We start from the raw sequence: 21,159 nt of genomic DNA, 5'->3' as shown, positions 1-21,159 counted from the left end.
GGGTCGTTAATCGTGCCAGCCTGCCGGAGCGGCGGCGGCTATTCAAGTGATTGCAGATCGGGGGTTGAGGCCCGGCCTGGTGATTCGATAAAGCAAATTCTGTTCTATTCGGCTTTGCAGCCCCGGCCGATCAGATCATTGGTAGCGACCCAGTAGACCAGGCCTTCATTACCTTTGATGTGAAACGCCAGCATGTCGTCGCTGTACAACGTGCCCGAGGCGCCCGGCTCTTCTTTCAGGCGATAGACCTGATCGCCACCGCCCAGTCGCACATCGACTGCCTTCTGGCCGGCGTCGGTGTAACGCCACAGCACCTTGGCCTGGCTGTCGCAGGTCCAGGTGGTCCAGTTATCCACAGGAGCGGACGACTGGAACGGGTTCCACTGCGCACAACCACCCAACAAGCCCAGTGCCGCAACGGCGATCAAACCTTTCATCCGTGTTCCTCGACCGGCAGCGCACGCCGCCGGACTTGAGTAAAGAGTCAGACCGGTCAAGGACAACCATGTTCCTTGGCCGGGGTTTGCGTCTCGTATTTGTCCAGACCGTCCGGCCCCGAGCGCTTGTTCAGCACCGGGTTGGTTTCGGCCTGCCAGTCGGCCTGGTAGCAGCCCTTCTGTGCCTCGCCGGGTGCCGGCTCCGGCGCAGCCTTCGGGTTACTCCCGCAGGCTGCCAATGTACCGGTCAGCAACAACAGCGCTAACGACTTGACCATCTGAACACTCCTTTGCCTGGCCAAACGGGCGGCCTCAGGCCTTGGCCCGGCTTTCCAGGACTTCAACGGCCGGCAGCACCTTGCCTTCGACGAATTCGAGGAACGCGCCACCACCGGTGGAAATGTAGGAGATCTTTTCTGCCACGCCATATTTATCGATGGCGGCCAGGGTGTCGCCACCGCCGGCAATCGAGAACGCCGCGCTTTCGGCGATGGCTTCGGCCAGCACTTTGGTGCCGTTACCGAACTGGTCGAATTCGAACACGCCGACCGGGCCGTTCCACAGGATGGTTTTCGACGACTTCAGCAGTTCGGCGAAGTTGGCAGCGGTTTGCGGGCCGATGTCCAGAATCATGTCGTCGGCAGCGACGTCAGCGATCAGCTTCACGGTCGCTTCAGCGCTTTCAGCGAATTCCTTGGCAACCACAACGTCCACCGGCAGCGGCACGCTGACCTTGGCGGCAATGGCGCGAGCGGTGTCCAGCAGGTCCGGCTCGTACAGCGACTTGCCGACCGGGTGACCGGCCGCAGCGAGAAAGGTGTTGGCGATGCCGCCGCCGACGATCAGTTGATCGCAGATCTGGCTCAGGCTGTTCAGCACGTCGAGTTTGGTCGAGACCTTGGAACCGGCAACGATGGCCGCCATCGGCTTGGCCGGGGCGCCCAGGGCTTTGCCCAGTGCATCCAGTTCAGCGGCCAGCAGCGGGCCGGCAGCAGCGACTTTGGCGAACTTGGCCACACCGTGGGTCGAACCTTCGGCGCGGTGAGCCGTGCCGAAAGCGTCCATCACGAACACGTCGCACAGGGCGGCGTATTGCTGGGCCAGTTCGTCGGTGTTCTTTTTCTCGCCCTTGTTGAAGCGCACGTTTTCGAACAGCACGATGTCGCCGGCCTTGACGTCAACGCCGCCCAGGTAGTCCGTCACCAGCGGCACTTCGCGGCCCAGGGCCTTGCTCAAGTAATCGGCGACAGGCTTGAGGCTGTTCTCGGCGGAGAACTCGCCTTCGGTCGGACGACCCAGGTGCGAGCAAACCATCACGGCCGCGCCTTTTTCCAGGGCCAGCTTGATGGTCGGCAGCGAAGCCAGGATACGCGCATCGCTGGTGACAACACCGTCCTTGACTGGGACGTTGAGGTCTTCGCGGATCAATACGCGCTTACCTTGCAGATCGAGGTCGGACATCTTCAACACGGTCATGGGTCGCACTTCCTACGGTTTTTTTGAAGTCGCTGTCTGCAGATAGTGTTCTGCAACATCCAGCATTCGGTTGGCAAAACCCCATTCGTTGTCGAACCAGGCCAGGATGTTCACCAGCCGGGGGCCGGAAACGCGGGTCTGACTGGCATCGACGATGGCCGAATGTGGGTCATGGTTGAAATCACAACTTGCGTGGGGCAGCTCGGTGTAGGCCAACAGACCTTTGAGCGGGCCGCTGGTGGCAGCCTCGCGCAGGATCCGGTTGACCTCGCCGGCGTCGGTATCGCTCGCGGTCTGCATCGTGATGTCGAGGCAGGACACGTTGACCGTCGGCACGCGTACGGCTTTGGCCTGGATTCGCCCGGCAAGTTCCGGCAGCAGGCGCTCGATACCTCGCGCCAGCCCTGTGGAAACCGGGATCACCGACTGGAACGCCGAACGGGTGCGGCGCAGGTCTTCGTGGTGATAGGCATCGATCACCGGCTGATCGTTCATCGCCGAGTGAATCGTGGTGATCGACACATAATCCAGGCCGACTGCCTGATCCAGCAGACGCAATAGCGGCACGCCACAGTTGGTGGTGCAGGAGGCGTTGGACACCAGCAATTCATCGCCGGTCAGGCAATCCTGATTGACGCCGTAGACGATGGTGGCGTCGACATCCGCCTCGCTGGCCATCGGCTGCGAAAACAGCACACGCGGCGCGCCAGCGTCGAGGAAACGCTGGCCGTCTGCGCGGGTGTGCCAGGCGCCGGAGCATTCGAGCACCAGATCGACGCCCAGCGACGCCCAATCGATGCCTTCGGGGGTGGCACTGCGCAGGACCTTCACGCAGCCGCCATTAATATGCAGACAATCGCCGTCGACCCTCACTTCGCCGGGAAACCGGCCGTGAGTGGAGTCGAAGCGTGTCAGGTATTCGATGCTGGCCATGTCGGCCAGGTCGTTGATCGCGACAATTTCAAACCCTGCCTTCTCGCCTCGCTCGAACAACGCACGCAAGACGCAACGACCAATCCGGCCGTAGCCGTTGAGTGCAACTTTGTAGGGACGCGGTTGAGGCATGGGGTTCTCGATTACCGTGGTGTATCCGTTGATGCGATGGCGCCTGAACCATCGCTATCGCGAGCAAGCTCGCTCCCACATGGGGCATATGTTGCAAACACTATTTGTGTCACACAACAAATCCCCTGCGGGAGCGAGCTTGCTCGCGATGGCGTCAGTTCAGGCGACACCTTTTCTGGATCAGTCTTCCAGCAGCTCTTCAGCCTGACCCAGGATGTTTTCCAGGGTGAAGCCGAACTCTTCGAACAGTGCCGAAGCCGGAGCCGATTCGCCGTAGGTGGTCATGCCGATCACGCGACCTTCCAGACCCACGTACTTGAACCAGAAGTCGGCGTGGGCCGCTTCGATCGCGATACGCGCGCCAATCTGCAACGGCAGGACCGATTGCTTGTAGCTGGCGTCCTGAGCATCGAACGCGCTGGTGCATGGCATGGAAACCACGCGCACCTTGCGGCCTTGCTCGGTCAGTTTGTCGTAGGCCTGAACGGCCAGACCGACTTCCGAACCGGTGGCGATCAGGATCAGCTCAGGCTCGCCTGCGCAGTCCTTCAGTACATAACCGCCACGGCTGATGTTGGCGATCTGGCCGGCATCACGGGTTTGGTGCTGCAGGTTCTGACGCGAGAAGATCAGCGCCGACGGGCCGTCCTTGCGCTCCAGGGCGTTTTTCCAGGCCACGGCCGATTCAACGGCATCGGCCGGACGCCAGGTGTCGAGGTTCGGCGTGCTGCGCAGGCTGGTCAGTTGCTCGATCGGCTGGTGCGTCGGGCCGTCTTCGCCCAGACCGATGGAGTCGTGGGTGTAGACGTGGATGACACGCTGCTTCATCAGAGCGGACATGCGCACCGCGTTGCGGGCGTACTCCATGAACATCAGGAAGGTCGCGCCGTAAGGCACCAGACCGCCGTGCAGGGCAACGCCGTTCATGATGGCGGTCATGCCGAATTCGCGCACGCCGTAGTACATGTAGTTGCCGCTGGCGTCTTCGGCGCTGACGCCTTTGCAGCCTTTCCACAGGGTCAGGTTGGAACCGGCCAGGTCGGCCGAACCGCCCAGCACTTCCGGCAGCAGCGGGCCGAACGCGTTCAAGGTGTTCTGGCTGGCTTTACGGCTGGCGATGGTTTCGCCTTTGGCCGCAACGTCGGCGATGTAGGCGTCAGCCTTCTCGGAGAAGTCGGCCGGCAGCTCGCCGCTCAGGCGACGGATCAGTTCATTGGCTTCGGTCGGGAATGCGGCGGAGTAAGCAGCGAAACGCTGATCCCACTCGGCTTCGACAGCGCGGCCTTTTTCCTTGGCGTCCCACTCGGCATAGATGTCGGCCGGGATTTCGAACGGGCCGTGGTTCCAGTTCAGCGCCTGACGGGTCAGGGCGATTTCCGCGTCACCCAGCGGGGCGCCGTGGCAATCTTCCTTGCCTTGCTTGTTCGGCGAACCGAAACCGATGGTGGTCTTGCAGCAGATCAGGGTCGGCAGCGGGCTTTTGCGAGCGGTCTCGATGGCGGTCTTGATCTCTTCCGGATCGTGACCGTCGACATTGCGGATCACTTGCCAGTTGTACGATTCGAAGCGCTTCGGCGTGTCGTCGGTGAACCAGCCTTCGACTTCGCCGTCGATGGAGATGCCGTTGTCATCGTAGAAGGCGATCAGCTTGCCCAGGCCCAGAGTGCCGGCCAGGGAAGCGACTTCGTGGGAAATGCCTTCCATCATGCAGCCATCACCCAGGAACACGTAGGTGTGGTGGTCGACGATGTTGTGGCCGGGACGGTTGAACTGGGCGCCCAGTACCTTTTCTGCCAGGGCGAAGCCCACGGCGTTGGCCAGACCCTGACCCAACGGGCCGGTGGTGGTTTCAACGCCCGGGGTGTAACCGAATTCCGGGTGGCCCGGGGTGCGGCTGTGCAATTGACGGAACTGTTTCAGGTCGTCGATCGACAGGTCGTAACCGGTCAGGTGCAGCAGCGAGTAGATCAACATCGAGCCGTGGCCGTTGGACAGCACAAAGCGGTCACGGTCGGCGAACGATGGATTGCTCGGGTTGTGCTTGAGGTAGTCGCGCCAAAGCACTTCGGCGATATCTGCCATACCCATGGGGGCACCGGGATGGCCGCTGTTGGCTTTTTGCACGGCATCCATGCTGAGGGCACGAATGGCGTTGGCACGCTCACGACGGCTAGGCATCGCTGATCTCCTGGGTGTGAATAGATTGAAACGGAAAAAAGGAGGGCATTTTCCCTCACCCGAGCGCCTCGGGGCAATGACAGATAGTCATCCGGAGGCGTTTTTCCAATGGATAACATCGGTTTCGGCAGGTGAAACCTTTCCGCTGTTCGTTTGTAGAGTTGACCGGACGGTGAGAAGTGCAATCGAATGCGCCATCCATCGAGCAATATCAAAACTTTTTGATATAGACCTTGCGATGCCTTCCGGCCGTCACTAGACTGCCAGCCCTATGAACTTACGTGTGCCTTCCATTCGCCATGACGATTGCGACGAGCTGGCGGCCCTGTGCAAGGCCGGCGGCGATCCACTGCGGCTGAATGTATTGCGCGCCCTGGCCAACGACTCGTTCGGCGTTCTGGAACTGGCGCAGATTTTCGATATCGGCCAGTCCGGCATGAGCCATCACCTTAAAGTGCTGGCGCAGGCGGATCTGGTGGCGACTCGCCGCGAAGGCAATGCGGTTTTCTATCGCCGCGCCCTGCCCCACACCGAGTTGCTGGGCGGCAAGTTGCACACTGCATTGTTAGAAGAAGTCGACAATCTGGCGCTGCCGGCCGACGTGGAAACCCGGATCGCAAAGGTTCACGGGCAACGCGCTGCCAACAGCCAGGACTTTTTTGCCCGGGTCGCGGAGAAATTCCGCGCCCAGCAGGATTTGATTGCCGGCCTGCCGCAGTACCGTGAAAGCGTGCTGGCCCTGCTCGACAAACTGAATTTCAATGGCGCAGCCACGGCCATTGAAGTCGGCCCCGGCGATGGTGCATTCCTGCCGGAACTGGCGCGCCGCTTCGGCACCGTAACCGCACTGGACAACAGCGCGGCGATGCTCGAACTGGCCCGTCAGGTATGTGAACGTGAACAGCTGGCTAACGTCAGCCTGCAATTGGCCGATGCATTGAATGGCGTGAGCCTTCAGGCCGATTGCGTGGTGTTGAACATGGTGTTGCACCATTTCGCCGCGCCGGCCGAAGCGCTCAAGCACATGGCCAGCCTGCTGCAACCGGGCGGTAGCCTGCTCGTGACAGAGTTATGTAGCCACAACCAGAGTTGGGCCAGGGAGGCCTGCGGTGATCTGTGGTTGGGGTTTGAACAGGACGATCTGGCCCGTTGGGCCACCGCTGCGGGACTCGTTCCCGGGGAAAGCCTCTATGTAGGCTTACGTAATGGTTTCCAGATTCAGGTCCGCCATTTTCAGCGACCGGCTGGCGACACTCACCATCGGTAAATTCAGGAAAACATCGAGATGAGCGAATACTCCCTCTTCACCTCCGAGTCCGTGTCTGAAGGACATCCGGACAAAATCGCCGACCAGATTTCCGATGCAGTGCTGGACGCCATCATCGCCCAGGACAAGCACGCACGCGTTGCGGTGGAAACCCTGGTCAAGACTGGCGTGGCCATCGTTGCCGGTGAAGTGACCACCAGCGCCTGGGTCGACCTGGAGCAGATCGTTCGTGACGTGATTTGCGACATCGGCTACACCAGCTCCGACGTTGGCTTCGACGGCGCGACCTGCGGCGTGATGAACATCATCGGCAAGCAGTCCCCTGACATCAACCAGGGTGTTGACCGCGCCAAGCCTGAAGATCAGGGCGCCGGCGACCAGGGCCTGATGTTCGGCTACGCCAGCAACGAAACCGACGTGCTGATGCCAGCACCGATCACCTTCTCGCACCAACTGGTGCAGCGTCAGGCCGAAGCCCGCAAGTCGGGTCTGCTGCCTTGGCTGCGCCCGGACGCCAAGTCGCAAGTGACCTGCCGTTACGAAGGCGGCAAGGTTGTCGGCATCGACGCCGTGGTGCTGTCGACCCAGCACAACCCTGAAGTGTCGTACAACGACCTGCGCGAAGGCGTGATGGAGCTGATCGTCAAGCACGTGCTGCCTGCCGAACTGCTGAGCAAGGACACCCAGTTCCACATCAACCCGACCGGCCAGTTCATCATTGGCGGCCCGGTGGGTGACTGCGGCCTGACCGGTCGCAAGATCATCGTCGACAGCTACGGCGGCATGGCTCGTCACGGCGGCGGCGCGTTCTCCGGTAAAGATCCATCCAAGGTTGACCGTTCGGCTGCCTACGCTGGCCGTTATGTTGCCAAGAACATCGTCGCTGCCGGCCTGGCCGAGCGTTGCGAGATTCAGGTTTCCTACGCGATCGGCGTGGCCCAGCCTACCTCGATCTCGCTGAACACCTTCGGCACCGGCAAGATCAGCGATGACAAGATCATCAAACTGGTCCGCGAAGTGTTTGACCTGCGTCCATACGCGATCACCACCATGCTCGACCTGCTGCACCCGATGTACCAGGAAACCGCAGCCTACGGCCACTTCGGTCGTGCTCCGCAGACCAAGACTGTTGGCGAAGACACCTTCTCCACGTTCACCTGGGAAAAAACCGACCGCGCCGACGCTCTGCGTTCCGCTGCCGGCCTGTAATTTTCCTGGCGGTACAAGAAGCCCCGCACGGTTCGCCGTGCGGGGCTTTTTCATTCGTACTCCGTGGGAGCGAGCTTGCTCGCGAAGAGGCCCGAATCAGCGACATCACATTCGGACTGGAAACAGCTCGCAAAACACCCATCTCTCTCAACAACAAATCCTCGCCTAGCCTTCAAGCATCTACCTGAGCAAGGACGCTCACGATGCTTGCCACACTGCGCCTGTTTTTGTTTTTCCTGCCGGTTTTCCACCTCAATACCTTCGCTGCCACCTGCCCGGACTGGTCCGCCGACCGGGCATCGAGCGAAGTCGCCGCCCTGCAACAACAGATCGACCGTTGGGACGACGCCTATCATCGCGAAGGCCGATCAGTGATCGCCGATGAGCTGTACGATCAGTCACGCCTGCGCCTGAACCAATGGCGCCGATGCTTCAAACTTCCTTCACCACCCGAGCCGTTGCGCACTGCATCAGGCCCGGTGGCGCACCCTGTCGCCCACACCGGCCTGGACAAACTTCATGACGCTGCGGACATCGCGATCTGGCTGCGCAACCGCCAAAACGTCTGGATACAACCCAAGGTCGATGGCGTGGCGGTCACCCTGATCTATCGCGACGGCCGATTGCATCAGGCAATCAGTCGCGGGGATGGCATTCGCGGGCAGGACTGGACGGCTTCGGCCAAAAAGATCGGAGCCATTCCGCAACAGCTGACGCAACCACAGGATCTGCTGGTGCAAGGCGAACTTTACTGGCGCTTGAACGGACACATGCAGGCACGCGCCGGCGGCGCCAATGCCCGCGCCACCGTGGCCGGCCTGCTGGGGCGCAAGGATCTCGACGCGGAACATGCCGCCGGCATCGAGCTGTTTGTCTGGGACTGGCCGCAAGGGCCTGAGGACTTGCCAGAGCGAATCGCGGCCCTGGCGCAATTCGGCTTTCCCCCCACCGAACCCTACACCCAGGCCGTCGCCAGCCTGAACGACGCGCAACGCTGGCGCGATCACTGGTATCGCTCGCCATTGCCATTCGCCACGGACGGCGTGGTTCTGCGCCAGAGCCAGCGACCGCCCGCCGAACGCTGGCAGGCTCGTCCGCCCTACTGGGCTGTCGCCTGGAAATACCCTTTTGCCCAGGCGCTGGCCGAGGTACGCAAGGTGAATTTCAAGATCGGCCGCACCGGGCGCATCACGCCGGTGCTTGAACTGTTGCCGGTAACGCTCGATGACCGGCAGATCAAACGGGTCAGCGTCAGTTCGCTCAGGCGCTGGCAGGATCTGGACATTCGCCCCGGCGATCAGGTGGCAATCAGCCTGGCCGGGCTGACGATTCCGCGACTTGACAGCGTAGTGCTGCGCAGCAAAGAACGCGCCGATCTGAACGTTCCGCTGGCCAGCGATTTTCATGTCCTGAGCTGCTGGCAACCGACGCCGGGCTGCGAAAGCCAGTTCCTCGCGCGCCTGACCTGGCTCAGCGGCAAACAGGGGCTGGCCCTGCCCCATGTCGGTCGCGGTACCTGGGAGAAACTTCTCGAAACAGGCCGCCTGAACAGCCTGCTGGATTGGTTGACCCTCGACGGGCCGGAGCTTGCTAACATTGCCGGTCTCGGCGAGCGCAGCAGTGCCCGCCTGCTGCACAGTTTTCACAGCGCCCGCCAACGGCCGTTTCTACAGTGGCTCAAAGCCCTGGGATTGCCACCGACCGGTCAGGCAACACTCGCCGATTCGTGGCAGGCGCTGGCACAACGCAACACCGAACAATGGCAGGCAGAAGCCGGGATCGGCCCGGGCCGCGCGGCGCAATTGAGCGCCTTTTTTCGCGACCCGCAGGTACTGGCCCTGAGTGAAACCCTGCAAGCCGCCGGCGTCGACGGCTTCTGAACATGCAATCCCCGGCCCGCCGGGAACCCAATGTCCGCCGGAGCGCTCCAACAGCGCAGTGCTTTACCGACCCGATTGCCTTTGCACATGGAGCTTTTATGAAATTTCTCGCACCGCTCGCCCTGCTGTCTTTCTGCGCAGTCCTCGCCGCTCCCGTGATGGCCGACGAAGACGCGCCGGGCCTGACCGGTTGTGCCGCCAAGAAGCAGGGCATCATCAACCAGATCGAACAGGCCAAGTCCCGAGGCAACACCGACCAGCAGGCCGGCCTCGAAACCGCCCTGCGCGAAGTCACCGAACACTGCACCGACGCCGGTCTGAAGAAAGAACGCGAAAACAAGGTACTCGATGCCAAGCACGAAGTGAGCAAGCGCCAGGCCGATCTGGACAAGGCCATGAAGAAAGGCGATCCGGAGAAGATCGACAAGCGCAAGAACAAGCTCGCCGAATCGCGCAAGGAATTGCAGGACGCGCTGGACGAACTCGACAAGTAACCGCCAATGCGTTGAATGTGATGCCCTCTTCGCGAGCAAGCCCGCTCCCACATCAGACCGGGTTGCTCAGGTGAATACGGTCAAGTGTGGGAGCGGGCCTGTTCGCGAAGGCGTTCACTCAAACAACAGAAATCAATGGTCCCGAAATTCTTTATGGCAGGCACTGCAGGCATCTTCGACTTTCTGCACGGCCGGCCCCAGGTTACTGGCCTTGTAGGGTTGAACCTTGCTGGCGATCACCAGTTCACCGGTAGCCGCTTCAAGGGTGCGGGCCATTTCCTGGAAGCGGGCCTGTTTTTGCCAGACATCGTCCTTGGCGCTGGTGTGATCTTCCTCGCGCACCTGCGGGAAATGTTTCCACGGTTCATGGGACAACGCATCGAGCTTGACCGCACCTTCCGCAAATTTCGGCCCGTCGAAGGCAATGCGCCCGCGCAGCATGCCACCCAGGTCTTCGCTGGTCTTGAGCATCTGTTTGAAGATCGCCTTGCGCTGACCCAGCGGGGAATTCGGGTCGACACCGCCACAGGCGGACAAGGTCAGGCAGGCCAGCAATACAACAGAAATTCTTTTAAGAGTCATGGTGGCTTCAGGTCACGGAAATCGGCGGCCAGTATCCTCGGGTCACCGCCAAACACCAATAGCCCTATTAACAATAAGGGTTGCTTGAGCGCATGGAGCACTTCTGCAACCGGCACAGGAAATTCTCCATGAACAGCCGTTTCAAGGCCTGGCGTCATCCGCTTATCGCTACCCTCCCGCTCTTGGCGGTCCTCGCCGGCTGCACCGGTGGCGACAGCGCCAAGCCGAAAACCCACGCCTTGGCCACCTACTCCAGTGCCACCTGGGAAGCATTGCCGGCAGTGTCCGACAGCGATCTGGTGGCCGGTTTCGGTTCCTGGCGCAGCGCCTGCACCCGGCTCAAGGCTGATCCGGTCTGGGGCGCGACCTGCGCGGCAGCCGCCAATGTGCCGCAAAGCGCCGGCGACATCCGCGCCTTCCTCAAGCAGAACCTCGACGTCTTCGGCCTGCGCGCCGAGAACGACAACCCCAACGGCCTGATCACCGGCTACTACGAACCGGTCTATCCCGGCAGCCTGACGCAGACCGCCACCGCCAACGTGCCGGTGTATGGCGTGCCCGAGGACATGATCATTGTGTCGCTGGACAGCATTTACCCGGAACTGAAAGGCAAGCGCCTGCGCGGCCGCCTCGAAGGTCGCGTGCTCAAGCCTTACGACGACGCGGCGACCATCGAAAGCCAGGGCGTCAAGGCGCCGGTCGTGGCTTGGTTGACCGACCCGATGAACCTGCAATTCCTGCAGATTCAGGGTTCGGGGCGGATTCAGACCGATGACGGCCGCCAACTGCGTATCGCCTACGCTGACCAGAACGGTCACCCGTACCGGCCGATCGGCCGCTGGCTGGTGGAACAGGGCGAGCTGAAAAAAGAAGAAGTGACCATGGGCGCAATCAGCGACTGGGCCAAGGCCAACCCGTCGCGCATTCCGGAACTGCTGGCGAGCAACCCGAGCTACGTGTTCTTCACCCGCAACCCGGACAGCAACGAAGGCCCGCGCGGCTCGCTGAATGTGCCGCTGACCGCCGGTTACAGCGCGGCAGTGGATCGCAAGGTGATTCCGCTGGGCAGCCTGTTGTGGCTGTCGACCACTCGCCCGGACGGCACGCCGCTGGTGCGCCCGGTGGCCGCGCAGGACACCGGCGGCGCGATTGCCGGCGAAGTTCGCGCGGATCTGTTCTGGGGCACCGGCGATGCCGCCGGACAACTCGCCGGCGACATGAAGCAGCAAGGGCAGATCTGGATGCTCTGGCCAAAAGGCGCGGCGCTGCCGCAAGTGCCGCAGGTGGCCGACAAGCCGTAGGCACAATGCAAAAGATCGCAGGCCTCGTCAGCCTGCGATCTTTCACGGTTCAGACCGACACGAAGAAGAAACTGGCAATCAGCCCCATCCCGACGAACCACACCAGCGACCGCAGCATCGCCCAGTCCGCCAGATAGCAAATGATGTAGAGCAGGCGACTGGTGATGAACAGCACCGCCAGCACATTGACCGTTACCAGCTCCGCAGTGCCCACCAGGTGCGCGACGATCACCGCCGTCGCAAACGCCGGGGTCACTTCAAAACTGTTCAGTTGCGCCGCATGGGCACGGCGCGCCACGCCATCCACGCTGTCCAGAAAGTCCCGGGGATCATGATTGTCCCGCAGCCTGAAACCACCCGAGGCCTTGGCCACGACGGTGCACAGATAGGGCAGAAAGATCGCGATCAACACACACCACAGAGCCACCGTCATAACGCCGTCCTTCTTTCGAGTTTTAGAGTTGCCGGGCGGTCAGAGCTTCATCACCAGCATGCCGACCAGCACCAGCCCACAGGCTAAGAGCCGTGGCCGGCCGAAAGGTTCTTTCAGGTATCGCATGCCGAACAGCACCACCAGGATCACGCTGATTTCACGCAATGCCGCCGCTTCGGCGATCGAACCCAACTGCATCGCCCACAGCACCAGAGCGTAGCTGAACAACACGCAGAACCCGACTGCCAGACCCAGCTTCCATTGCTCGCGCCAGAACAGCCTGAACGCCGGACGTTTGGCCACCCACGCCAGCAACGGAAACGGCCAGGCACTGAGCAGTGTGACCCAGACCAGGTAATCCAGCGGATGCGACCAGCGCCGCAACGCCTGGCCATCGATGTAGGTGTAGCAGCCGATGCACAAGCCGATCAGCGCCACTACCGGCAGCATCGACCACGGCAGGTGTTTCCCGCCGCCGCCCTGCCAAAGCAGGCAGGCCATGCCCAGCGGGATCAACAGGATCCCGAAGATCTGCTGGGTGGTCAGCACTTCGCCGGCGAAGATCAGGGTCAGCGCCAGCACGACCAGCGGCGACAATCCGCGCATCAATGGATAGACCAGCCCCAGGTCGCCGACCCGATAGGCCTGGATCAACAGGTAGCGATAAAGCAGCTCGAACGCCGCCGACGCCAGAATCCACGGCCAGATCTCCGGCGGCGGCAGGCTGATGAAAGGGAATGCCAGCGCGACGAACAACAGTGCCACGGTGTCCATGCAGGCCACCACCAGCAGCCGCTCGGCACTGAATTTGATCAACGTATTCCACGCTGCATGCAACAGCGCCGCCACCAACACCAGAGCTGTCGCCAGCACGTGCCACTCCTTGCTTCTTGTTATTGAGACTGAGCCAATTAGTCAGATTATTGATTCGCGATGTGTCAGCAGCTGTTTATACTGCAAGCGACCACGCCGCACTCAGTTGCGCACAGACAAATTCCAATAATTCCTGCCTGCCCCGTTCTCGTCCGAGAGCGGTCGCCGGCCTGCGTATGCCTGATCAAAGCGTCAAGACTAACGACAGAGACCTTGCGCATGCCACTCGCCTTGCTTGCACTCGCTGTTGCCGCTTTCGGCATCGGCACCACTGAATTCGTCATCATGGGCCTGCTGCCCGATGTCGCCCGCGACCTCGCGGTGAGCATTCCCCACGCCGGCCTGTTGATCACCGGCTACGCCCTGGGCGTGGTATTCGGTGCGCCGATCCTGGCGATCGGCACCGCCAACATGCCGCGCAAGGCCACACTGCTGGGCATGACGCTGATGTTCATCCTCGGCAACGTGCTGTGCGCACTGGCGCCGAACTACGCAACACTGATGGCGGCGCGGGTGGTCACCGCGTTGTGCCACGGGGCGTTCTTCGGCATCGGTTCGGTGGTGGCCGCCGGGCTGGTCGCGCCGAACAAACGGGCGCAGGCAATTGCAATGATGTTCACCGGCCTGACCCTGGCCAACGTCCTCGGTGTACCGCTGGGCACTGCGCTCGGCCAGTACGCAGGCTGGCGCTCGACCTTCTGGGCGGTCTCGGTGATCGGTGTGATCGCCGCCCTCGCCCAGTGGCTGTGGTTGCCGAAACACATCCCGATGGACAAGGCCAACCTCGCCAGCGAATTCAAAGTGCTGGGCAAGGTCAACGTGTTGCTGGCGCTGGGCATGAGCGTGCTGGCCTCCACCAGCCTGTTCAGCGTGTTCACCTACATCGCGCCGATTCTGCAGGACATCACCGGCGTCAGCCCCCACGGCGTGACTGTGATGCTGTTGTTGTTCGGCGTCGGCCTGACCGGCGGCAGCATGCTCGGCGGTCGCCTGGCCGACAGTCGCCTGCTGCCGTCGCTGGTGGGTGTGGCGCTGGCGGTGGTGGTGATTCTGGCGGCGTTCAGCCAGACCAGTCGCGCGGTGGTTCCGGCGGCGATCACGCTGGTGCTGTGGGGGATTTTTGCCTTCGCCCTGTGCCCGATCCTGCAACTGCTGATCATCGATCAGGCGCATGAAGCACCGAACCTCGGTTCGACCCTGAACCAGAGCGCGTTCAACCTCGGCAATGCCGCCGGCGCGTGGATCGGCGGGCTGGTGGTCGCCAGCGGTGCGGACCTGGCCGACTTGCCGTGGACCGGCGCGCTGATGGGTGTGCTGACCGTGCTGACGGCGCTGTTTTTCATCTACCTGCAACGTCGGGGTGTTGCTGCGGTCAATGTGTCCGGCTGATTTCCCCGGGGACACCATTGTGTCCCCACCCGGCGTCAGCCCATCCAACCCTTGCGTCCTTGAGCGGGCGCGCTGTCTTTCACCCCCCATCCAAAGGACTCCGGATGCTTGAACTCGTTGCCGCTTTCATCTGCCTGACCACCCTCCTCACCTTCGTCAATTTCCGTTTCATCGGCCTGCCCCCAACCATCGGCGTGATGGTGACTGCACTGATGTTTTCCCTGTTGCTGCAAGGCCTGAGCCTGCTCGGTTACCCCGGTCTCGAAGAGCGCGTGCAGCAGCTGATCGGCCAGATCGACTTCGGCGATCTGCTGATGAACTGGATGCTCTCGTTCCTGCTGTTCGCCGGCGCCTTGCACGTCAACCTGAGCGACTTGCGCAGCTACCGCTGGCCCATTGGTCTGCTGGCGACCTTCGGCGTACTGATCGCCACTGCCGTGATCGGCAGCCTCGCCTATTACATTTTTGCCCTGTTCGGCTGGCACGTGAGCTTCCTCTACTGCCTGTTGTTCGGCGCACTGATTTCCCCGACCGACCCGATCGCGGTACTCGGCGTGCTGCGTACGGCCAACGCCTCGAAGCCGTTGAAAACCACGATCGTCGGCGAATCGCTGTTCAACGACGGCACCGCCGTGGTGGTGTTCACCGTGTTGCTGGGCATCGCGCAATTGGGCGAAACCCCGACCGTCGGCGCCACGGCCATGCTGTTTGCCCATGAGGCCATCGGTGGCGTGCTGTTCGGCGGGCTGATCGGTTATCTGGTGTACCTGATGATCAAGAGCATCGAGCAGCACCAGATCGAAGTCATGCTGACCCTGGCGCTGGTGATCGGCGGTTCGGCGATGGCCACCGAGCTGCACGTCTCGGCGCCGATTGCGATGGTGGTTGCCGGTTTGATCATCGGTAACCTCGGCCGCAACCTGGCGATGAACGACATGACGCGCAAATACCTCGACGGGTTCTGGGAATTGCTCGACGACATGCTCAACGCCCTGCTGTTCGCGCTGATCGGGATGGAGCTGTTGCTGCTGCCGTTCAACTGGCTGCACGTGGCGGCGGCGACTCTGCTGGCGCTGGCGATTCTGCTGTCGCGCCTGCTCACCGTGGCCCCGGCCATCGTCTTGCTACGGCGCTGGCGCACGGTGCCGCGCGGCACGATCCGGATCCTGACCTGGGGTGGTTTGCGCGGCGGTGTTTCGGTGGCACTGGCCCTGGCCCTGCCGCTGGGCCCGGAGCGCGATCTGCTGCTGAGCATCACCTACATCGTGGTGCTGTCGTCGATCCTGTTGCAGGGCCTGACCATCGGCAAACTGGTCAAGCATGCAACGCGCGACGAGCCGGCAACCGCTGCCGAGCTCGCGCACCACTGATCATTTTTTGATCTGCTGCGGATCGGGCTATTTGGCCTGATCCGCTTACTCTTTCGGCGCAGCCGTATCTTTTGGCGCAGCCGTATCTTTCGGCGCACCGCTTTCACTGCGGATCTGCGCATGACTGATCAGGGCGAAGATGAAACTGCCGCCGATGATGTTCCCCGCCAGGGTCGGCCCGGCAAACACCGCCCAGAAATCACTCCACGGCAGCTCGCCGGCAAACACCAGATAGGACACCTCCGCCGAACCCACCACGATGTGCGTGAAATCGCCCAGCGCCATGAGATAGGTGATGAGGATGATGATCCACATCTTCGCGCTCTCCATGGACGGAATCATCCAGACCATGGTGGCGATCATCCAGCCAGAAACGATGCCCTTGGCGAACATCTGACTCGCGTGGTTCTCCATGACCTTGCGGCCGATTTCGAGAAAGGCCTCGTCGGTCTTGCTGTCAAAGATCGGCAGTTCGAGCATCACGTACGCCACCAGAATCGTGCCGCACAGGTTGCCGAACAGCACGACAGTCCAGAGCCGGATCAATCGGCCGAAATTGCCGAACGTCGGTTTGGTCATCACCGGCAGCACGGCGGTCAGGGTGTTTTCGGTAAACAGTTGCTGGCGGGCGAGGATCACTGCGAGAAAGCCTGCGCAGTAGCCGAAGCTGGCGATCACCTTGAATTCGTCGCCCTCGGGCAGACGCGAATTGAGCAGGCCCATGCCCATCAGCGACAGGCCCATGGTCAGCCCGGCGGCCAGCGCCGACCACCACAGCGCGGCAATGCTGCGCTCCAGTTCCTGGTCGCCCTGTTTGCGGATGATTTCATGCAGAACCGCCGCGCGGGGCGGCTGGCTTTTCTCGACTTCGTGTTGTTCCTTGGCCGAGAGGTCGGGGGTCTTGCCGTCTGTTGGTGTGGTCATGGCGGGAAACCGGTGGCGGAGTCATAAGGCTACGACACGCGCCGCTCGGCTTCCGTTCGCCGGTCAGACGCGATTACTCGGTAACGGGCACGTCATCCTTGAACTGGTCTTTGACGTATCTGATTTCGGTCCGCCCGTGCGGCGCCGGCAGACCGTCTTCGCCGAGGTTGACGAAAACCATTTTCTCGACGGTCAGGATGCTTTTGCGGGTGATCTTGTTGCGCACTTCGCAGGTCAGGGTGATCGAGGTACGGCCGAACTCGGTGGCGGTGATGCCCAGTTCGATGATGTCGCCCTGGCGCGAAGCGCTGACGAAGTTGATTTCGGAAATGTACTTGGTCACCACACGCTGGTTGCCCAGTTGAACGATCGCGTAGATCGCCGCTTCTTCGTCGATCCAGCGCAGCAGGCTGCCGCCGAACAGGGTGCCGTTGGGGTTGAGGTCTTCGGGTTTTACCCACTTGCGGGTGTGGAAATTCATCTTCACTCCTGAGCGTCTTGCAGAATGATGGCGCCATCTTGGCAGACTGAGTGGTCATGCTCCATGAGGCTTCTACTATGGTCGCGATTGGCGATCTTCATCCGGCCGACAGAAACCCTTTGGAAGATCAGTCTAGACGGCTATAATCGCCCCCGTTTCAAAACGGTAACCTTCACTTGATACCGTTTTCCCGCCACCTGTCCGAGGGGCGCTGCAGCAGGTTCAACCTGTCAGGCTCGGATGGGGCGTTGGCCGGCTTGCGCCGGACACTAAACGCACAACGGCGCCCATTCGCATACATTACGAATGGAGGCTCTTCATGAGCGCTGTTATCACGCCTGCAGATTTTAACGATTACAAAGTTGCCGACATGTCCCTGGCTGCCTGGGGCCGTCGCGAAACCATCATCGCCGAGTCGGAAATGCCGGCCCTGATGGGTCTGCGCCGCAAGTACGCTTCCGAGCAGCCTTTGAAAGGCGCAAAAATCCTCGGCTGCATCCACATGACCATTCAGACCGCCGTGCTGATCGAAACCCTGGTTGCCCTGGGTGCCGAAGTGCGCTGGTCGTCCTGCAACATCTTCTCGACTCAGGATCAGGCCGCTGCTTCCATCGCCGCTGCCGGCATCCCGGTTTTCGCCTGGAAAGGCGAGACTGAAGAAGAGTACGAGTGGTGCCTGGAGCAAACCATCCTGAAGGATGGCCAGCCATGGGACGCCAACATGATCCTCGACGACGGCGGCGACCTGACCGAGCTGCTGCACAAGAAATACCCACAGGTTCTGGACCGCGTTCACGGCGTGACCGAAGAAACCACCACCGGCGTACACCGTCTGCTGGACATGCTGGCCAAGGGCGAGCTGAAAATCCCGGCGATCAACGTCAACGACTCGGTGACCAAGTCCAAGAACGACAACAAGTACGGCTGCCGTCACAGCCTGAACGACGCCATCAAGCGTGGCACCGACCACCTGCTGTCCGGCAAGCAAGCGCTGGTCATCGGTTACGGTGACGTGGGCAAGGGCTCGGCCCAGTCCCTGCGTCAGGAAGGCATGATCGTTAAAGTCTCCGAAGTCGACCCGATCTGCGCCATGCAGGCCTGCATGGACGGTTTCGAACTGGTTTCGCCGTTCATCGACGGTATCAACGACGGCACCGAAGCGAGCATCGACAAAGCGCTGCTGGGCAAGATCGACCTGATCGTGACCACCACCGGCAACGTCAACGTTTGCGACGCAAACATGCTCAAAGCCCTGAAGAAGCGCGCCGTTGTCTGCAACATCGGTCACTTCGACAACGAAATCGACACCGCTTTCATGCGCAAGAACTGGGCATGGGAAGAAGTGAAGCCACAGGTACACAAGATCCACCGTACCGGCCCGGGCGCTTTCGACGCTCAGAACGACGACTACCTGATCCTGCTGGCCGAAGGCCGTCTGGTGAACCTGGGCAACGCCACCGGTCACCCGAGCCGCATCATGGACGGTTCGTTCGCCAACCAGGTTCTGGCGCAGATCTTCCTGTTCGGCCAGAAGTACGCCGACCTGTCGCCAGCCCAGAAAGCCGAGCGTCTGACCGTTGAAGTACTGCCGAAGAAACTCGACGAAGAAGTAGCCCTGGAAATGGTTCGCGGCTTCGGCGGCGTGGTCACCAAACTGACCAAGCAACAGGCTGACTACATCGGCGTGACCGTCGAAGGCCCGTTCAAGCCGCACGCATACCGCTACTAAGACAAGAGCAGCTGCGAGCTACAAGCTTCAAGCGGCAAGCAAGGTCAAAAGCCGGACTTGCCGTACGAAGCTTGAGAGCTCTGCCCCTATTTCAAAACAGTTTCAGGCAGCAGGTTTCACGCACGAGAGATCAGCGCACCTCCGCTTCTTTCGCAGCGTGTAACTTGCCGCTCGTAACTGGAGGCTCCCTCCATGTCCCAAGAACGCCGCTACAGCTTCGAGTTCTTCCCGACCAAGACCGATGCTGGGCATGAAAAACTGCTCGCCACTGCCCGTCAGCTGGCCACCTACAACCCTGATTTCTTTTCCTGCACCTACGGCGCGGGCGGTTCGACCCGTGACCGCACGCTGAACACCGTGCTGCAGCTGGAAAGCGAAGTCAAAATCCCCGCCGCCCCGCACCTGTCGTGCGTCGGCGACAGCAAGGACGACCTGCGCGGCCTGCTGAACGAGTACAAGGCTGCCGGCATCAAGCGCATCGTCGCCCTGCGTGGCGACCTGCCGTCCGGCATGGGCATGACCAGCGGCGAGCTGCGTCACGCCAATGAACTGGTTGAATTCATTCGTGAAGAAACCGGCAATCATTTCCACATCGAAGTCGCCGCTTATCCGGAGATGCATCCGCAAGCGCGCAACTACGAAGACGATCTCGCCAACTTCGTGCGCAAGGCCCGCGCCGGCGCCGACAGCGCGATCACCCAGTACTTCTTCAACGCCGACAGTTACTTCTACTTCGTCGACCGTTTGCAGGCGCTGGGCGTGGACATCCCGGTCGTGCCGGGGATCATGCCAATCACCAACTACAGCAAACTCGCGCGCTTCTCCGATGCCTGCGGTGCGGAAATCCCGCGCTGGATCCGCAAGCAGCTGGAAGCCTACGGCGATGACAGCCAAAGCATTCAGCGCTTTGGCGAACAGGTCGTCACCGAGATGTGCGAACGCCTGCTGCAAGGCGGCGCGCCTGGCCTGCACTTCTATTCCATGAACCAGGCCGAACCGAGCCTGGCAATCTGGAACAACCTGAAGTTGCCGCGCTAAAAAGACGTAACCGCAGGACCAGGAGATCGCAGTTGCGACAGCGCTTTCAGCGTTTTCGCCGCTGCGATCTTTTGCTTTTAACGCCCGAAACAGAGCTTCTGCGGCCAGTTTCTGGCTCTTTGCCGTTTCTCGTCGTAATCTCAAGCCATGCCTTTGATCACGCAGTTATTCGCCGTGCTGGTTTTTGCTTGCCTGAGCTTTGCGGCTCGGGGCGAGAAGCTGCGTATCGTCACCGAACCGTGGGCGCCGTACGTCTATGAACAGGGCGGCAAGAACCTCGGACTGGACTACGAAACCACCGCCATTGTGTTCAAGCGCCTGGGCATCGAAGTCGAATGGCAGTTCCTGCCCTGGAAACGCTGCCTGTCGATGCTCGAAACCGGCCAGGCCGACGGCGCGCTGGACATCTTCCACAGCGACGAACGCGACGCCACCCTGCTTTACCCGAGCGAACCACTGTCGGACGTCGAGTTCGTGATGTTCTATGCCAACGACCGGCCGCACCCTTTTCACAGCCTTGAAGACCTCAAGGGCCTGACCGTCGGCACCTCGCCGGGCTATCTCTACAGCTCCGACTTTCGCGAATCGACCCTGTTCACCCGCGAGCCGGCCCCGACCCACGAAGCCAACTTCGGCAAACTGGTGCGCGGGCGTATCGACCTGCTGATCACGGATCGCCGGGTGGGCCAGCATTTGCTCGATGAGTTGGGCATTCGCGACAAAATTACCGAAAATCCGACCGTCATCAGTCGCCAGAGCCAGTTTCTGGCCGTGCGGCGCAATGCCGGGATGGATCTGCTGGTGCAGCGCTTCGGCGCCGAGCTCAAGCGTTTCAAGCGCGAACCGGCCTACGCCGAGCTCAGCGCCCGCTACGGCGCGGCCCCCGCCCTGGCGGCGCCGCTGGGCAACGCCACCGCCAGCGGCAAAACCGTTGAGCAGCAGGAAAGCGGCGCGCAGTGATTGCTCTGTTATACTCCGGCGTTCCCGCCAGGCTCACGCCCGGACGCCCGGAACCGTAACAGGCCTCCCGATC

The 21,159-nt window shown here is 61.5% G+C and carries 20 protein-coding genes and 1 riboswitch; of the genes, 10 read left to right on the top strand and 10 right to left on the bottom strand.

Translation table 11 applies throughout. From position 1 onward, the window contains the following. Positions 1-104 precede the first annotated feature (104 nt). The 5 genes from AC1MDC_RS09640 to tkt all read right to left on the bottom strand — a co-directional run bounded on the left by AC1MDC_RS09640 (position 105) and on the right by tkt (position 5,156). Complete coding sequence (locus AC1MDC_RS09640) at positions 105-437, bottom strand: MliC family protein (protein ID WP_227233751.1); 333 nt, start codon at positions 435-437, stop codon at positions 105-107. Positions 438-493: 56 nt separating this feature from the next. Beyond that, positions 494-715 carry a hypothetical protein gene (locus tag AC1MDC_RS09635; protein ID WP_085697808.1) on the bottom strand — a complete coding sequence of 74 codons (222 nt, stop codon included), beginning with the start codon at positions 713-715 and terminating at the stop codon, positions 494-496. Positions 716-749: 34 nt separating this feature from the next. Next, positions 750-1,913, bottom strand: a complete 1,164-nt coding sequence (locus AC1MDC_RS09630) for a phosphoglycerate kinase (protein WP_085697809.1) — start codon at positions 1,911-1,913, stop codon at positions 750-752. Positions 1,914-1,925: 12 nt separating this feature from the next. Beyond that, complete coding sequence (gene epd, locus AC1MDC_RS09625; protein ID WP_085697810.1) at positions 1,926-2,978, bottom strand: erythrose-4-phosphate dehydrogenase; 1,053 nt, start codon at positions 2,976-2,978, stop codon at positions 1,926-1,928. Positions 2,979-3,158: 180 nt separating this feature from the next. Further along, positions 3,159-5,156 (bottom strand): transketolase, encoded by a 1,998-nt coding sequence (gene tkt / locus AC1MDC_RS09620; RefSeq protein ID WP_480392910.1) that lies wholly within the window; start codon positions 5,154-5,156, stop codon positions 3,159-3,161. A gap of 271 nt (positions 5,157-5,427) precedes the next feature. Here tkt and AC1MDC_RS09615 point away from each other — a divergent pair, with 271 nt between their 5' ends. From AC1MDC_RS09615 to AC1MDC_RS09600, 4 genes are all read left to right on the top strand, one after another. Continuing rightward, on the top strand, positions 5,428-6,423 hold the full coding sequence (locus AC1MDC_RS09615; RefSeq protein ID WP_085697812.1) for an ArsR/SmtB family transcription factor: 996 nt from the start codon (positions 5,428-5,430) through the stop codon (positions 6,421-6,423). A gap of 18 nt (positions 6,424-6,441) precedes the next feature. After that, positions 6,442-7,632 (top strand): methionine adenosyltransferase, encoded by a 1,191-nt coding sequence (metK, locus tag AC1MDC_RS09610; protein ID WP_011336330.1) that lies wholly within the window; start codon positions 6,442-6,444, stop codon positions 7,630-7,632. A 203-nt stretch (positions 7,633-7,835) separates the two neighbouring features. Beyond that, on the top strand, positions 7,836-9,512 hold the full coding sequence (gene ligB, locus AC1MDC_RS09605) for an NAD-dependent DNA ligase LigB (RefSeq protein WP_480392909.1): 1,677 nt from the start codon (positions 7,836-7,838) through the stop codon (positions 9,510-9,512). Between the two features lie 98 nt (positions 9,513-9,610). Beyond that, the gene (locus AC1MDC_RS09600; protein ID WP_085697814.1) at positions 9,611-10,006 is read left to right on the top strand and encodes a DUF1090 domain-containing protein; all 396 of its coding nucleotides are present in this window, start codon (positions 9,611-9,613) and stop codon (positions 10,004-10,006) included. 132 nt (positions 10,007-10,138) lie between these two features. Here AC1MDC_RS09600 and AC1MDC_RS09595 read toward each other — a convergent pair whose 3' ends face one another. Beyond that, complete coding sequence (locus AC1MDC_RS09595) at positions 10,139-10,588, bottom strand: c-type cytochrome (protein ID WP_085697815.1); 450 nt, start codon at positions 10,586-10,588, stop codon at positions 10,139-10,141. A gap of 128 nt (positions 10,589-10,716) precedes the next feature. On the opposite strand from AC1MDC_RS09595, the gene mltA reads away from it, so the two are divergent. Continuing rightward, positions 10,717-11,889: a murein transglycosylase A gene (gene mltA, locus AC1MDC_RS09590; RefSeq protein WP_085702886.1), complete on the top strand. Its 1,173-nt coding sequence runs from the start codon at positions 10,717-10,719 to the stop codon at positions 11,887-11,889. 49 nt (positions 11,890-11,938) lie between these two features. On the opposite strand, the gene AC1MDC_RS09585 is transcribed toward mltA, so the two are convergent. Both AC1MDC_RS09585 and AC1MDC_RS09580 read right to left on the bottom strand, forming a co-directional pair. Then, complete coding sequence (locus AC1MDC_RS09585) at positions 11,939-12,322, bottom strand: MAPEG family protein (RefSeq protein ID WP_085697817.1); 384 nt, start codon at positions 12,320-12,322, stop codon at positions 11,939-11,941. A 39-nt stretch (positions 12,323-12,361) separates the two neighbouring features. Continuing rightward, entirely contained in the window at positions 12,362-13,195 is an 834-nt protein-coding gene (locus AC1MDC_RS09580; protein WP_480392908.1) for an EamA family transporter, read from the bottom strand. 219 nt (positions 13,196-13,414) lie between these two features. On the opposite strand from AC1MDC_RS09580, the gene AC1MDC_RS09575 reads away from it, so the two are divergent. Both AC1MDC_RS09575 and AC1MDC_RS09570 read left to right on the top strand, forming a co-directional pair. Next, positions 13,415-14,584, top strand: coding sequence for an MFS transporter (locus AC1MDC_RS09575; protein ID WP_480392907.1), 1,170 nt, complete (start codon positions 13,415-13,417; stop codon positions 14,582-14,584). A gap of 104 nt (positions 14,585-14,688) precedes the next feature. Then, positions 14,689-15,954 (top strand): cation:proton antiporter, encoded by a 1,266-nt coding sequence (locus tag AC1MDC_RS09570; protein ID WP_085697820.1) that lies wholly within the window; start codon positions 14,689-14,691, stop codon positions 15,952-15,954. A 45-nt stretch (positions 15,955-15,999) separates the two neighbouring features. On the opposite strand, the gene AC1MDC_RS09565 is transcribed toward AC1MDC_RS09570, so the two are convergent. Next, complete coding sequence (locus AC1MDC_RS09565) at positions 16,000-16,878, bottom strand: formate/nitrite transporter family protein (protein WP_085702888.1); 879 nt, start codon at positions 16,876-16,878, stop codon at positions 16,000-16,002. 73 nt (positions 16,879-16,951) lie between these two features. Next, complete coding sequence (locus tag AC1MDC_RS09560; protein ID WP_011336338.1) at positions 16,952-17,359, bottom strand: acyl-CoA thioesterase; 408 nt, start codon at positions 17,357-17,359, stop codon at positions 16,952-16,954. Positions 17,360-17,556: 197 nt separating this feature from the next. Then, a riboswitch (S-adenosyl-L-homocysteine riboswitch) is annotated at positions 17,557-17,655 on the top strand. A 23-nt stretch (positions 17,656-17,678) separates the two neighbouring features. Between AC1MDC_RS09560 and ahcY the strand changes: the two genes are divergently transcribed. The 3 genes from ahcY to AC1MDC_RS09545 all read left to right on the top strand — a co-directional run bounded on the left by ahcY (position 17,679) and on the right by AC1MDC_RS09545 (position 21,086). Beyond that, positions 17,679-19,088, top strand: a complete 1,410-nt coding sequence (ahcY, locus tag AC1MDC_RS09555; RefSeq protein ID WP_085697822.1) for an adenosylhomocysteinase — start codon at positions 17,679-17,681, stop codon at positions 19,086-19,088. Positions 19,089-19,280: 192 nt separating this feature from the next. Continuing rightward, positions 19,281-20,126, top strand: a complete 846-nt coding sequence (gene metF / locus AC1MDC_RS09550; protein WP_085697823.1) for a methylenetetrahydrofolate reductase [NAD(P)H] — start codon at positions 19,281-19,283, stop codon at positions 20,124-20,126. A 147-nt stretch (positions 20,127-20,273) separates the two neighbouring features. Continuing rightward, positions 20,274-21,086: a substrate-binding periplasmic protein gene (locus AC1MDC_RS09545; RefSeq protein ID WP_085697824.1), complete on the top strand. Its 813-nt coding sequence runs from the start codon at positions 20,274-20,276 to the stop codon at positions 21,084-21,086. Positions 21,087-21,159: the final 73 nt, after the last annotated feature.

The organism is Pseudomonas sp. 1 (assembly GCF_056626735.1).
This window is presented reverse-complemented; position numbering and strand designations above follow the sequence as displayed.